The sequence below is a fragment of the Nocardiopsis xinjiangensis YIM 90004 genome (assembly GCF_000341145.1).
Taxonomy (GTDB): Bacteria; Actinomycetota; Actinomycetes; order Streptosporangiales; family Streptosporangiaceae; genus Nocardiopsis; species Nocardiopsis xinjiangensis.
Genome location: NZ_ANBE01000038.1, coordinates 41,958 through 55,326, shown reverse-complemented (window position 1 = coordinate 55,326; position 13,369 = coordinate 41,958). Strand labels below are relative to the sequence as shown.

Sequence of the window (13,369 nt, the reverse complement as noted above, 5' to 3'; positions counted from 1 at the left end):
ACCCGATCACCTGCTGCGCCGCTCGCGGCGGAAGGTGTCCACCGAACAGGACCTGGGGTTTTCGTCCATGGCCCGGCCCCCGCACCTGCGGCCAACGAGTGCGGGGACCGGCTCATTCCCTACGTACGTCGCGCCGGGGCCCGCTTCAGTTCTCCTCCGGCCCGCGCTCGGCCGAGGCGGTCCGGGCCGCGGCCCTCGCACCGGGGCTGCTTTCCCCGGCGGCCTCGACCTCCTCGTGTGGGTCGGTCCTGCTGGAGGGCCGGTTCCTCAGGAGCGCCGCGACGACCGCCGCGATCGGGGTCGCCAGGAACATCCCGGGGATGTTGCCGACGATGGCACCGATGGAGATGGCCAACAGCACGACCGCGGAAGGCAGTTCCAACGCCTGCCCGTAGATACGGGGCGCGAACAAGTTGCTCTCCAACTGCTGCACCACGATGACACCGATGGTGACGACCAGTGCGGCGATCCACCCCTCGGCGACGAACGTCACCAGCGCGGCGAGGATGCCCGTGGCGAAGGCACCGATCACCGGCAGGAACGCACCGATGAAGGTCAGCACGATCAGCGGGATGGCCAGGCTCGGCTCCAGGACGATGAGCAACACGATGCCGATGAAGAAGGCGTCGAAGACGCCGACCATCGCCACACCGCGCACGTACCGGCCCATCACGTCGTAGGCGACCCTGCTCGCGTGGCGCAGGCCCGGACGGGACTTGGGGGGCAGCAGCGTGGTGAACCAGTCCATCAACTTGTCGCCGGCGTGCAGGAAGTAGACGGTCAGCACGATGGCCAGGATGAGACCGATGAGCACCTGGACCACGGCCGAGCCCGCCGTGAGCGCCCCGCTCACCAGCTGGCTCTGGTTCTCGCTGACCGTGCTCTGGATCTGCTCCCAGGCCTGGTCGACCAGTTCGGTGAACAGCCCCGGGTCCAGGCCGAACGGTACTTGGAGGTCACGGAGTTCGTTGACGGCACTGGAGACACTGGCGACGAGTCCGCCGAAGCCCTGCATGGCGGGGGTGACGATCAGAGAGACGACCCCGCTGAGGACCACCAGTCCGGTGACCATGGCCAGGGTCGTCGACGGTCCGCGGCCGAGCCCCTTCCGGCGCAGGAAGAGCACGAGAGGCATCAGCAGTGCGGTGATGAAGACCGCGATGATCACCGGAAGGGTGACGACCCAGATGTAGGCGAGCCCGTACAGCAGCAGACCGATGACCACACCGATGATCAGCACACGCCAGGAGGCGTCGCTGATGCTCCGGAGCAGGTCCTCCGCGCCGACGTCGTCGCCTTCCTCCGCGGCCTCGGCCGCCGTCTTGGTCTCCTCCTGAGCGGAAGCGGCCTCCTCGGCATCCAACTGCTTCCGGCGCTCAGCTCTGATCCGGCGAGCCTCCAACCACTTCTTCAGGAGCGCCCACACTCCCGGCCGCTGGGCTTGCACATGGACTCCATTCTCTGCTCTGTCACGCGGGGGCCGCCGGAGGGAACGGCGACGTGTGTTGTGGAGGGGGATGCGTGGAGTTCAGGTCCGGTTCTGCCCGATCCGGCCCCAGGGCCAACGGCCTCAGAACTGCCAGGGTTCCCGGGGGCTGCCGGAACTGACGATCTCGTTGCCGAAGGGAGCGAGGGCGACCGGGATCATCTTGAGCGAGGCCCAGGCCATGGGGATGCCGATGATGGTGACCGCCAGCCCCAGGGCGGTGGCGATGTGGCCGATGGTCAGCCACCAGCCGGCGACGATCACCCAGATGATGTTGCCGACCGTGCTGACACCGCCGGCGCTCTCCCGGCGGACGAGGTCGCGTCCGAAGGGCCAGATGGCGTAGCTGGCCATGCGGAAGGACGCGACGCCGAAAGGGATCGTCACGATGAGCACGCAGCAGATGAGGCCGGCGACGACGTATCCGACCGCCAGCCAGAAGCCGGCGACGAAGATCCAGATGATGTTGAGGATGAGCCGCAAGAGGGCCACGGTGTCTTGTCTCCTTGTTCGGGTCCCCGCACTGGGAGTGGATGCGTGCGGCAGGGGAATCCGGAGCATGCCGCACTCGTGTGTTTCTACCGTCTGTGACGCGACGGTGCCACGACCTGTTCCGGGCCGCGCCCCTGGCCCTTCCCCTAGGGGCCGCGGCTCACGAGCGCTCCAGCACACCCTCGACACCGGCTGCCCTGCGTGAGGACATACGGCCATACCCAAACTTGACCAAGCATTGGGACCGTAATGTGATCGGCGCATCAGCAGGGGCCCCTAGGCAGCCGGGACATCGCACCATACGATGTGCGGTGTCCTTCGTGAGGGACTCACTCCCGCGATAAAGGACGAACTCGGACAAACGGCCAGAGATCAACTGCAAGGCGTCAGGTTTCGGTAACGGTTGTGTGAGTAATTTCCCTACCCCCCGTGCACGAGCGGGAGTGGGGATGGCATGATTACGTACCGGCTCGGACGGAGGCCTGTCACCGCCTCCGCCGCCTTCGCGTGAGAGCACTCCGCCCTTCGGATTCACTGCCGGTCAGGCCTGTGCTTCTCGTGGTCTCAACCACACCGGGGAACATCGTTCGTATCGCTCGGCGTTTGCGTCGTGCGGAGTGAGCTCGCGTCGCATGACGAACTTTTTTGGTGACTGAAGCTTTTTCGACAGCTTACTAGTGATTTCAGTAGAGGTGGTTCAAGCATGTCTCAGGTACGTCGGCAGGCCGCACTGCGCCCCCGCCCGAGCTGGGGGTGGCAGGATGCCGCCGCGTGCCGGGGCGAGGACCTTGTGCTCTTCTTCGGACCCGACGGCGAACGCCAGCCCGAGCGGGAGATCCGAGAGCGCAAGGCCAAGGAGATCTGCGCGGCCTGCCCGGTTCGGACCGACTGCCTGGACTATGCGATCTCGCGTCCGGAGAAGTACGGAACCTGGGGCGGCCTCAATGAGGACGAGCGCGCTTCCGAGCGCCGCCGCCGCATGCGCCGCGCCAACGCTGCCTGACTCGTCGTCGGCAGACACAGAGCTCCCCGGTGGCCCCGGCCCCGAATGAACCCGCGGCGCCCCCGACGAACCTACGTCGGCGGCGCCGCGGGTTCTTTCACGTCCGGATCCCTCACGCCAGATGGCGCTCGAACCAGGCCACCGCCTCCGCGGCCACCCGCCGCCAGTCCCACGCACCGCGCAGCAGCTCTTCGGTACCCGCGAGAACGGTGAGGTCGCTGGGACCGCCCAACCGGCCCCGCGCCCACTCCCCGATCTCCCGCACGAAGGAGTCGCGGCTCTCCAACAACACCAGCACGGGAGCACGCACCCCGCCCAGGCTGTCCTCGGCGCGGTCGATGCGCCCGCCGTGCACCACGACCGCTCCCACGTCCCCGGCACGTTCGGCCGCGGTGAACAGCGCGACCGGCGCGGCCGTGCCCGAACCCAGCACCCCCAAGGGGCCCTCGGCAGTGTCGGTGGAGTGGCGCAACCAGGTCACCGCGGCACTGAGCCGTTCACTCATCGGCCCCTCCTCGGCCCCGCCCTCCGTCCGCTCCTGGCCGGTCGACAGGTCCAAGGACAGCGTCGCGTAGCCGGCCCGGCGCAGGAGCACCGCCACCGCCTTCCACCGCGGATCGGTACTTCCTTCCTCCCCCAGAGCCATGACCACCGCACCGCGCAACGGCGTCGGCACGGTGAGTTCACCGTCCAGGTAGACCTGTCCGGCCCGCACCCGCACACCGCGCACCGATTCCTGAGCGCCGCGCACACGGACGTGCTCGCTCAGGACCGCGGTGACATGGCCGTCCGAGAGCTGACCGAATTCGCGGTACCAGTCCCCCACCGCACGGAAGTTGTCCGGAACGCTCAGCACGACCAGTTCGTCGACCTCCGGCCCCAGGACCTCCACGGCCTCGGGCGAGGCCACCGGGACGGCCAGGATCAATCGGGACGGGGCCTGGGCCCGCAACATGCGCAGGGCCGCGCGCGCCGTTCCGCCGGTGGCCACACCGTCGTCGACGACCACACAGTCGCGACCGGCCACCGAGGGCAGGGGGCGCTCGCCCCGGTAGAGGGTGGTCCGGCGGGCCAGCTCGGCTCGTTCGTCCTCGACCGTGCGTTCCAGGGCCTGCCGGGGCACGTGCATACGGGCCAGAGCGCGGTCGTCGTAGAAGACGTGTCCGTCCTCGGCGACGGCCCCCACGCCGGCCTCGGGCCGACCGGGCAGGCCGATCTTGCGCACCATGAGCACGTCGAGGTCGAGGCCGAGTTCGTGTGCGAGTTCGGCACCGACCGGGACCCCGCCCCTGGGCAGGGCCAACACGACGGGGTCGTCCACGGCCAGGGGACGCACCCGTTCGGCCAGACGGCGGCCGGCCTCGGTCCGATCGGTGAAGGGCAGCGAGACGGGTACCGGGTTCATATCCACCTCCGGCGCCTGCGCACGGGCGGGGCGCCGCTCCTCGCGTCGGCGCTCGATGGCCGCTGGAAAAGTCCTACGGGCATACCCCCGCAAAGCGCGTTCACAACCCCGGCTCGGAGAGAGAACCGGGGTCCCGCCCGAGCAAGACGGTATGGCGCAGGACCCCCATGAGGAGGGAGTCGTGGCGGCGTCCCTTCCACAGCAGTGCGTCACGCAGGCGTCCCTCCACGACGAAACCGCAGGAGCGGTAGACCGCGATCGCACGCATGTTGAAGGCGTACACGTGCAGCCAGACGCGGTGCAGCCCGATCCGTTCGAAGGCGTGTTCCAGGACCAGTTCGGTGGCCTCGCGCCCCAGACCGCGTCCGGTGAACTCCAGGGCCGAGAGCGCGATGCGGTACCCCGCGGTCTCGTTCTCGGGTTCGACCTCGTAGAGGGAGAGGTCACCGATGTAGCGGCCGTCCAGGGCCGAGGTGATGGCCAGGTCGAGCCTCTCCTCGTCCTGGCTCCGGCTCGCGCACCAGGTCTGGGCCTGGGCGTAGCTGCGGTGGCGGTGGGTCCCCGTGAGGCGGCGGATCTCGGCGTCGAGACCGGAAGCGAAGTAGTCCTCGGCGTGCTCGGGCGAGAGAGGGACCAGGCGCACGCTCTTGCCGACGAGAGTAGGGGTCTCTCGCAGCGCGCTCGTGTTGATCATGGGACCTTCCCGTTGCGACCGGAGACCGCGGGGGCGGTTCCGGCGAGGGGACGGCGGGCAGGGGCGTGTGCCGCAGGGGTCGGCTGGATCTCGGGCGGGCCGGGGCAGGGGGCCCGTGGTGGGGCTGGGCAGTCGGCTCACTGAGCGTGTGATGTGACTTCCTTCCCCGCCTGGCCCCCCGAAACTCCCCCGAAGACGATCGATCAAACCCATGGCGTCCGGTCATGGGACCGGCTACGATCCCGCGCACAGACACACGCCACTGGAGACTCAGCTTGTCCCTCTCGCCCACCCGAACACCCGCTCCCCCGGAGGCGCGCCGGGCCCGCCTGGCGGTCTCCTCCCTCTTCTTCGTCAACGGCTTCACCTACACCAACGTCGTCCCCTGGCTACCCGTGCTCAAGGACCGCTTGGAGCTGAGCAACACGGACCTGGGGCTGGCGATCGCCGCGATGCCCACGGGGGCGATCCTGACCGGGATGCTGGCCGGGCCGTTGATCCACTGGTTCGGCAGCGGACGCACGGCGGTGGGCGGGAGCCTGCTCTCGGTGGGGGCGCTTCCGTTGGTGGCGCTGGCCCAGGAGTGGTGGATGCTGGCCGCCACCCTGTTCTTCCTCGGGTGCGCCGACGCCTGGACCGACTCGGCCCAGAACGCCCACGGGCTGCGCGTGCAGTTGCGGTACCGCCGCAGCATCATCAACACCTTCCACGCCGTGTGGAGCCTGGCCGCGGTCGGTGGCGGGCTGCTGGGCGCGGCGATGGCGGGTGCGGGGACACCGATCCTGATGCACCTGGGCGGGGTCGCCGCCGTCCTGGTCGTGGTCAGCCTGGTGGTGAGCCGGATGCTGCTGCCGGGCCCCGAGGACAGCGAACGGGCCGAGGGAACCGAGGGCAACGGCGGACGCGGGGCACTTCCGGGCGGGCGCACCCTGGCCGTGCTGGCCGCTCTGGGGCTGCTGCTGATGTTCGCGAGCGGGATCGAGGACTCGGCCGCCTCCTGGGGCGCGGTCTACCTGACCTCGGAACTGTCGGCATCGCTATTCGTCGCGGCGCTGCCGTTCGTGGCCTGCCAGGCGATGATGACGGTCGGACGCCTGCTCGGCGACCGGGTCACCGACCGGTTCGGGACCGTGGCCGTGGGGCGTGCCGGCGGTCTGTTGGCCGCGGTCGGAATGGGCCTGGCCCTGACGCTGTCACACCCCGTCGCCGCGGTCCTGGGGTTCGGAGTGATGGGCCTGGGGGTCGCGACGCTCTTCCCCCTGACCCTGGCGGCCGCCGGGAACGTGCCGGGGGTGCGGGCCGGGGACGGGGTCACCGTCGTGGGCTGGTTGGGACGCGTGGGTTTCCTCGCCTTCCCGCCCGCCGTGGGGATGTTCGCCGATGCAGCGAGCCTGGGCCAGGCTCTCTGGCTGATCTCGGCGGCCGGGGCCGGGGCGTTCCTGTTGGCGGGGGCCCTGCGACCGCGCGGCTGACCCCGGCCCGCTCGGGGCCGGACACGGGACGGGCCCCCGGCCGCGAACGGCCGGGGGCCCGTGTGGCGCCGTGCGCCGAGAGGCACACGGACACCGTGGGGTGTTACTCCACGGGCGCCGGGCGGCGGGAGCCGGCCCACAGGGCCAGCGCACCGATACCCGTCACGACCGCACCGCCGAGAACGAAGCCCTGCATGTCGACGCCGGTGGCAGCGAGCTCCTCGCCGCCCTCGTCGTCGGCACCGCCGGTGTTCCCACCGCCGGTGTCCCCACCGCCGGTGGTGCCCTCGGCCGGAGCCTCGGGCGCCCCGGGGGCACTGGGGACCTGGATGTCGTCACCGGGCGGCTCTTCGCCGTCACCGGGCCCCGGCTCGGGCTCCGGCTCCGGCTCCGGCTCCGGCTCGGGCTCCGGCTCCGGCTCCGGCTCGGGCTCCGGCTCGGGCTCCGGCTCGGGCTCCGGCTCCGGCTCCGGCTCGGGCTCCGGCTCCGGCTCCGGCTCGGGGTCCGGCGGCGGGGTCTCACCCTCGTCACCGTCGTCCGGCGGCGGGGTCTCACCCTCGTCACCGTCGTCACCGTCTCCACCGTTGTCCTGCGGGAAGAGCGGATCGATCTCCACGGCCGGGAGAGCAATGGGGTCCTCGGAGACCGGAATGTCCGGCAGGACGCTCTCCTGCGGCTCCTGGGACTCCTCCGGCACCACGGGGGTTTCGGGGGCGATCTCGGGGGCCTCGGGGGCGTTCTCGTCAACCACGTCGGCGAAGGCCGGGCTGACGGAGAAACCCGCCATGAACAGGCCTGCCGCCGTCACGGTCAACACGCGCTTCTTCGGAGACATCCCACTCCTTTCTTTCTCATCGGGGTGAATCATTGCGGGGGAATGGCATAGAGGTGGTCGTCATGGACCACGACGGCGTTCTCGCCCAGCAGCCCCGAGGGGATCTGGGCGCCTTCGTCGAGTTCGGCCGGTTCGCCGTCGGTACCGACCGCGACGGTGGAACCGTCCAGTTCGCCGTAGACCCGGGAACCGGCCGAGACGGTCGGCTCGAACCCGTCCACGACGGTCGACTCGCCGTTCTCCGGGTCGACGACGGCGGGACCGTAGGCCAGTACCTCGGTACCGATCGGACCGGAACGGTGCTCGGCGTCCTCGAGGCCGTCCTCGGCGATCTCTGCTCCACCGACCGGCTCCCCGGTCCCACTGTCGTGGAAGGCCAAATACTCGCCGTCGCCGCGGAGGGACTCCCAACGGATGATGACGTACTCGCGCAGGGCGGTGACGATACCGAGCATCTCGCCGGCCTCGTCCGGCCGCCGGGGGTCGACCTCCTCGGTCCCACCCGCCGGGTCGACCCAGCTCCACGGCCCGTTGGCCACGGCGACCAGGACACGGTCGCCGTCGGAGAGCATGGCGCCGCCGCCCTCGGGGATCTCGATCTCGACGAGTTCGCCGCCGGAGGCCAGATGGCGTTCGTCGTCGGAACGCACCAGCACCGAGCCGCCCACGTACTGGGGTGAGGACTCCGAACTCAGCTCCACGCTGTCGGGGGCCCCGCCGCCGGTGGGCCAGAACAGCAGTTCCTCGGAGGTCTCCAGGACCACCGCCGGGCCGCCGTCGTAGAGCACGAACCGGGGGGCTCCGATGGCCTCGGCCCCGCCCACGGGCAGGTCTGCGGCCCACTCCCGGGTGCCGTCGGCCGAGAGGAGGTTGAGCCGCTCCTCGGGGTCCACGAACGCGATCTGCTCACCGTCGCGGCTCACGCCGGGCCGAGTGCCGGGGGCCAGCGCGTGGTCGAAGACGACGGTGTCGGCGAACCCGGCAGGGGCGGGGTGTTCCAGCGCGGCGTCGTCGGAGCCCCCGGTCGAGGCGGTGCTCTCCTCGGGCAGCAGGCGCCAGCTGGCGAACCCGACGCCGGCCACGAGGGCGAGGGCGACCGCAGCGGCACCGATGATGACCATGCCGCGCCCGGCTCGCCCGTCGGCCGGGTCGGTCCCGGGAGGCGGGGGCAGAGGCGGCTCCTCCTCGGGAGTGTCGGCGGACTGCACCACACCGTCGGGGGCTGCCACCAGTCTCCAGTAGCCGTTCGCGTCGCGCGCGTCGATGAGCACCGACAGGCCGATCCTGGCCGCGTACTCGGTTGCGGTGTCCAGTGCCGCGCGCCGGGTGTCCTTGGGCACCTGGCCGGTGACGACCTGGCGGTGTCCGTCGATGTGGATCTCGGCGCTGCGTTCGTCGGGTGCGATGACGATGACGGCGGTGGGCCGGGGCTGCCCCGGACGGGACGCCCGGCTCATGGTGCCTCCGAAGGCATGGGGAACATGGACCTGTTCGTGTTGCGGGTGACGGGGATCGTCGGTCTGCGTCACTGCGTGGTCGGCAAGCAGGGGACCACCACACGGCGATGGCCCGGAACGGCACACGTAGGCGACACTGCAGGCGATCATACTGACGTCGGGCCCAGGCTCTCAGGCACTCCACGAACCCGGGAATCGGACAGCGATCATGAAATGTCCGCACGGTTTTCGGCCATCCTCTTGCTTGACCAGGGGAGATGCCTGTGCCTCCGAGTGGAGGGGGTGTCTCCCGGTGGCGCCGGCACTGGTGCGGACACTCACGGACCGCAATTGGTTCGCAACCAAAATGGCCGGTTTCGGCCATCGAGTGCCCCCGTGGCCCTGCCGGTGACCCTTCGCCTCGCGCCGGCCCCTCGAGATCAGGACTCCCGGTGCTCTCCGAAAGCATCGATGACCGCCTGCTCCCTGCGACGGGCCAGGCGGTCGGCCCGCTCGAAGCCCCGATTGGCGATTTCGGCCCGGGCCGCGGCGGTGCGCACCGTGGGCCACATCGCATCGATCTCGGCGTTGAGGCTGGAACCGGCCAGGATCGCGATCGCCATGACGAACAACCATGCCAGGATCGCGATGGGCGCGGACAAGGACCCGTAGATGTTCACCTGGCCGAAAGAGGCGTCCAGGTAGGCACGCAGGGCCACCGATCCGAGGACGAGCACACACGTGGCCAGCAGTGCCCCGGGCAGGTGGCGGATCAGCGGTGTGCGCACCGGGACGCTGAGCAGGTACAGGAAGGTGACCGCCGTCGTGGCCAACAGCGCCACCGTCGGCCAGTAGAACAGACGCAGGTGCCCGGCGGTGAGGGGCAGAAGCTCCTGGATCAGGTCGGGGCCGGCCACCAGCGCCGGCAGCACCAACAGTGCGAAGAACAGCCCGCCCAGGTAGGCCACGAACGCCAGCAGGCGCTGACTCAGCCAGCCGCGGAGCTCGTCGAGGCCGTAGGAGATCGTGATGGAGCGGATGAAGACGTTCATCGCACGCGAGCCCGACCAGAGCGAGACCAGGAAGGTCACCGACAGCAATCCGCCCTGGAAACCGCCGAGGAAGTCCTCGACCAGGGGATCGACGACCTCACTGACCGTTTCCGGGGGCAGGGCCCGCGCAGTCAGGTCCAGGATCCACACCCGGATCTCCTCGACGGTGTCCCGGCCCACGACCGTGGACAGGGAGGCGATCGCACCCACCAGGCACAGCATCAGGGCCGGCAAGGAGATCAGGGTGAAGAAGGCCGACTCGGCCGCCAGCCCGATGGAACGGTTTCGGGCCATCGACCGGATCGTGCGCACAATGAGCAGCCCCGCGCCGTAGGGTCGCGGGTGCCGGCGTTGCCATCGGAACCACCAGCGCCACAGGCCTTCCCAGAATCCCTCCACAGAGAAACGGTAACCCGCCGCGGACCTGCGGGTCCGGCCACCCGGCACGCCACGGTGACGTGGCTCACCCACGAAGAGCGACCGCCGCGTCTGGACAAAGGCTCTGGCCCCGTGCCATTCTCACAAGCATGATCGCTGCTCTGGACCCCATGCTCTGCGTGCGCCGCCACGTGGACTTCCTGCGGGTCCGCAGTGCCATCTGTCGCAGCGTCGGTTGATTTCGCCGCACTGTGTGACGCACCCATGACACAGGGGTGCGCGCGGCCTCCCGGCGCCTGCTCTTCTTCAACACCCACGCACCGTGGTTCTCCCCCGTATCGACCCGCACGACGGCGTGCGCTCACAGATACGGGTCGGTGGTGCGGGCGCACAGGCCGTGAGCTCCCCGCGACCGCATTCGGAGACACCCGCGATGCCTCCCTCTTCCGCGCAGACCGGTTCGGCCCCTGCCAAGACGCGACGCCGCGGCGATGGCCAGTGGGCCCTCGGTTACCGCGAGCCGCTCAACAAGAACGAAGAGAACAAGAAGAACGACGACGGGCTCAACGTCCGCGATCGCATCATCAACGTCTACTCCAAGGCCGGGTTCGACTCGATCGACCCCGCCGACCTGCGTGGCCGCTTCCGCTGGTTCGGCCTCTACACCCAGCGCGCCCCCGGCATCGACGGCGGCAAGACGGCCGTCCTCTCACCCGAGGAGCTCGACGACCGCTACTTCATGATGCGTGTGCGCATCGACGGCGGCCGGCTCTCCGCCGCCCAGCTGCGGGCCGTCGCCGAGATCTCCCGCGACTACGCACGCGACACCGCCGACATCACCGACCGGCAGAACGTCCAGTACCACTGGATCCGGGTGGAGGACGTGCCCGCGATCTGGGAGAAGCTCGAGTCGGTCGGGCTGTCCACGACCGAGGCCTGCGGTGACACCCCCCGTGTGGTCCTCGGCTGCCCTCTGGCCGGTGTGGCCGAGGACGAGATCATCGACGCGAGCCCGCAGGTCCAGCAGGTCCACGACGACCACATCGGCAGCCCCCTGTACTCGAACCTGCCGCGCAAGTTCAAGACCTCCATCGCAGGCTGCTCCGTGCACTGCGTCAACCACGAGATCAACGACGTCGCCTTCGTCGGGGTGCGTGACGAGAACGGTGAGGCGGGCTACGACCTGTTCGTGGGCGGCGGGCTCTCCACCAATCCCATGTTCGCCGCGCGCCTGGGCACGTTCGTGCGCCCCGACCAGGTCAGCGAGGTCTGGGCCGGGGTGGCCGCGGTCTTCCGCGACTACGGTTACCGCCGCCTGCGCACCCGCGCCCGCATCAAGTTCCTCATCAAGGAGTGGGGCCCGGAGAAGTTCCGCGAGGTGCTGGAGGAGGAATACCTCGGCTACGGCCTCCCGGACGGGCCCGGCCCCGAGCTGGACGAGGGCGTACGACGCGACCACGTCGGTGTGCATCCCCAGCGCGACGGCAACTACTACGTCGGTTTCGCCCCGAAGGTCGGCCGTGTCACCGGGAGTTCGCTGGTGCGCGTGGCCGAGATCGCCGAGGCCCACGGGTCGGACCGGATCCGCACCACGGTTGATCAGAAGCTCGTGATCCTCGACATCGACGGGGACCGCACCGACGCGATCACGGCCGACCTGGAGGCGGAGGGCTACGAGGTCAACCCCAGTGTCTTCCGCCGCCAGACCATGGCCTGCACCGGCATCGAGTTCTGCAAGCTCGCCATCGTCGAGACCAAGGACCGGGGCGCCGCCCTCATCGACGAACTCGAGAAGCGCCTGCCGGACTTCGACGAACCGGTGAGCATCAACCTCAACGGGTGCCCGAACTCCTGCGCCCGCATCCAGGTCGCCGACATCGGGTTGAAGGGCCAGCTCGTCATGGACGAGCGCGGCGAACAGGTGGAGGGATACCAGATCCACCTGGGCGGCGGCATGGGGTTGAGCCCCAGTTTCGGCAAGAAGGTCCGCGGACTGAAGAGCACCGCCGACGAGCTGCCCGACTACATCGAGCGGGTGCTGCGCCGGTTCCGGGCCCAGAAGGAGGAAGGGGAGACCTTCGCCGCCTGGGCCGCCCGCGCCGAGGACGAGGACCTCAAGTAGGCCGACCGAGCGGGCGGCGCCACCGCGCGGCGCCGCCCGCACCGACCGCTCCGAAAGAATGAGGTGCGCCATGGCCGAGAGGGCCGCGCCCCACTACTGCCCCTACTGCGGTGACGAGGACCTGCTCCCGGAGGAGGGAGCAGGCGTCAAGGGCCAGGGTTACCCGTGGTCCTGCCTGTCCTGCGCCCGGGTGTTCCGGGTGACCTACGTGGGCCTGCGTTCGGCCTCGTTCAACGGTTCCCCCTCCCGAGCGACGGAAGGCGACGCATGAACACGCACACCCCCGTGGGCGGCTCCGAGCACGCCGAACGGGCCGCCCGTGAGCTGGAGGAGGCCTCCGCCCAGGAGATCATCTCCTGGGCCGCGGAGACCTTCGGCGAGAGCCTGTGCATGACCTCCTCCATGGCCGACGCGCTCATGGTGGACCTGGCCTCCCGGCAGGTACCCGGCATCGACGTCATCTTCCTCGACACCGGGTACCACTTCGCTGAGACCATCGGCACCCGCGACGCCGTGGACTCCGTCTACGACATCAACCTGGTGACCGTGGAGCCTCGGCGCACGGTGCCCGAGCAGGACGCCGCCCTGGGCCCGCGCCTGTTCGGGCGCAACCCGGAGATCTGCTGCCACCTGCGCAAGGTCGAGCCCTTGCAACGGGCGCTGGANGGGTGCCCCGCCGCGACACCCCGGTCGTGCAGTGGGACCCCAAGCGGCGGATGACCAAGGTCAACCCGATCGCCCGCTGGACGCAGGAGGACGTGGACACCTACATGGCCGAGCACGGTGTGCTGGTCAACCCGCTGCAGGACGACGGATTCCCCTCGATCGGGTGCGAGCCCTGCACGCGGCGGGTGGCGCCCGGCGAGGACCCGCGCAGCGGCCGGTGGGCCGGCACGGGCAAGACCGAGTGCGGCATCCACGTCTGAGCGGCCGGTCGCACCAGCGACCGGCGCAGGGTTGACAGCGGTGACGAGGAAGGAGCAGGGCGCCCCGG

At 70.0% G+C, this 13,369-nt stretch carries 11 protein-coding genes and 1 pseudogene; 5 read left to right on the top strand and 7 right to left on the bottom strand.

Annotation, left to right across the window (positions count from 1 at the left end):
* Positions 1–145 precede the first annotated feature (145 nt).
* Positions 146–1,426, bottom strand: coding sequence for an AI-2E family transporter (locus D473_RS25030; RefSeq protein WP_051043122.1), 1,281 nt, complete (start codon positions 1,424–1,426; stop codon positions 146–148).
* Between the two features lie 144 nt (positions 1,427–1,570).
* Positions 1,571–1,978 (bottom strand): YccF domain-containing protein, encoded by a 408-nt coding sequence (locus D473_RS0117935; protein ID WP_017610429.1) that lies wholly within the window; start codon positions 1,976–1,978, stop codon positions 1,571–1,573.
* A gap of 703 nt (positions 1,979–2,681) precedes the next feature.
* Between D473_RS0117935 and D473_RS0117930 the strand changes: the two genes are divergently transcribed.
* The gene (locus D473_RS0117930) at positions 2,682–2,981 is read left to right on the top strand and encodes a WhiB family transcriptional regulator (protein WP_017588640.1); all 300 of its coding nucleotides are present in this window, start codon (positions 2,682–2,684) and stop codon (positions 2,979–2,981) included.
* A 112-nt stretch (positions 2,982–3,093) separates the two neighbouring features.
* Here the strand turns inward: D473_RS0117930 and D473_RS0117925 are convergent, their stop codons facing one another.
* The gene (locus D473_RS0117925) at positions 3,094–4,386 is read right to left on the bottom strand and encodes a phosphoribosyltransferase family protein (RefSeq protein ID WP_017610428.1); all 1,293 of its coding nucleotides are present in this window, start codon (positions 4,384–4,386) and stop codon (positions 3,094–3,096) included.
* Positions 4,387–4,486: 100 nt separating this feature from the next.
* Entirely contained in the window at positions 4,487–5,080 is a 594-nt protein-coding gene (locus D473_RS0117920; RefSeq protein WP_017610427.1) for a GNAT family N-acetyltransferase, read from the bottom strand.
* A 275-nt stretch (positions 5,081–5,355) separates the two neighbouring features.
* On the opposite strand from D473_RS0117920, the gene D473_RS0117915 reads away from it, so the two are divergent.
* Entirely contained in the window at positions 5,356–6,552 is a 1,197-nt protein-coding gene (locus tag D473_RS0117915; RefSeq protein ID WP_017610426.1) for an MFS transporter, read from the top strand.
* Between the two features lie 103 nt (positions 6,553–6,655).
* Here the strand turns inward: D473_RS0117915 and D473_RS27285 are convergent, their stop codons facing one another.
* The 3 genes from D473_RS27285 to D473_RS0117900 form a co-directional block, all read right to left on the bottom strand.
* The gene (locus D473_RS27285) at positions 6,656–7,387 is read right to left on the bottom strand and encodes a hypothetical protein (protein WP_017610425.1); all 732 of its coding nucleotides are present in this window, start codon (positions 7,385–7,387) and stop codon (positions 6,656–6,658) included.
* Between the two features lie 29 nt (positions 7,388–7,416).
* Complete coding sequence (locus D473_RS0117905) at positions 7,417–8,844, bottom strand: hypothetical protein (protein ID WP_026127066.1); 1,428 nt, start codon at positions 8,842–8,844, stop codon at positions 7,417–7,419.
* Positions 8,845–9,263: 419 nt separating this feature from the next.
* Positions 9,264–10,274 (bottom strand): YihY/virulence factor BrkB family protein, encoded by a 1,011-nt coding sequence (locus tag D473_RS0117900; RefSeq protein ID WP_026127065.1) that lies wholly within the window; start codon positions 10,272–10,274, stop codon positions 9,264–9,266.
* Positions 10,275–10,686: 412 nt separating this feature from the next.
* On the opposite strand from D473_RS0117900, the gene D473_RS0117895 reads away from it, so the two are divergent.
* The 3 genes and pseudogenes from D473_RS0117895 to D473_RS25800 all read left to right on the top strand — a co-directional run bounded on the left by D473_RS0117895 (position 10,687) and on the right by D473_RS25800 (position 13,301).
* Positions 10,687–12,375 (top strand): nitrite/sulfite reductase, encoded by a 1,689-nt coding sequence (locus D473_RS0117895; RefSeq protein WP_017610422.1) that lies wholly within the window; start codon positions 10,687–10,689, stop codon positions 12,373–12,375.
* Between the two features lie 70 nt (positions 12,376–12,445).
* A complete protein-coding gene (locus D473_RS0117890; protein WP_017610421.1) occupies positions 12,446–12,646 on the top strand; it encodes a hypothetical protein in 201 nt (66 codons plus the stop codon).
* Positions 12,643–13,301 (top strand): annotated as a pseudogene (locus tag D473_RS25800) (phosphoadenylyl-sulfate reductase). The gene D473_RS0117890 and the pseudogene D473_RS25800 overlap by 4 nt, the downstream one beginning before the upstream one ends.
* Positions 13,302–13,369: the final 68 nt, after the last annotated feature.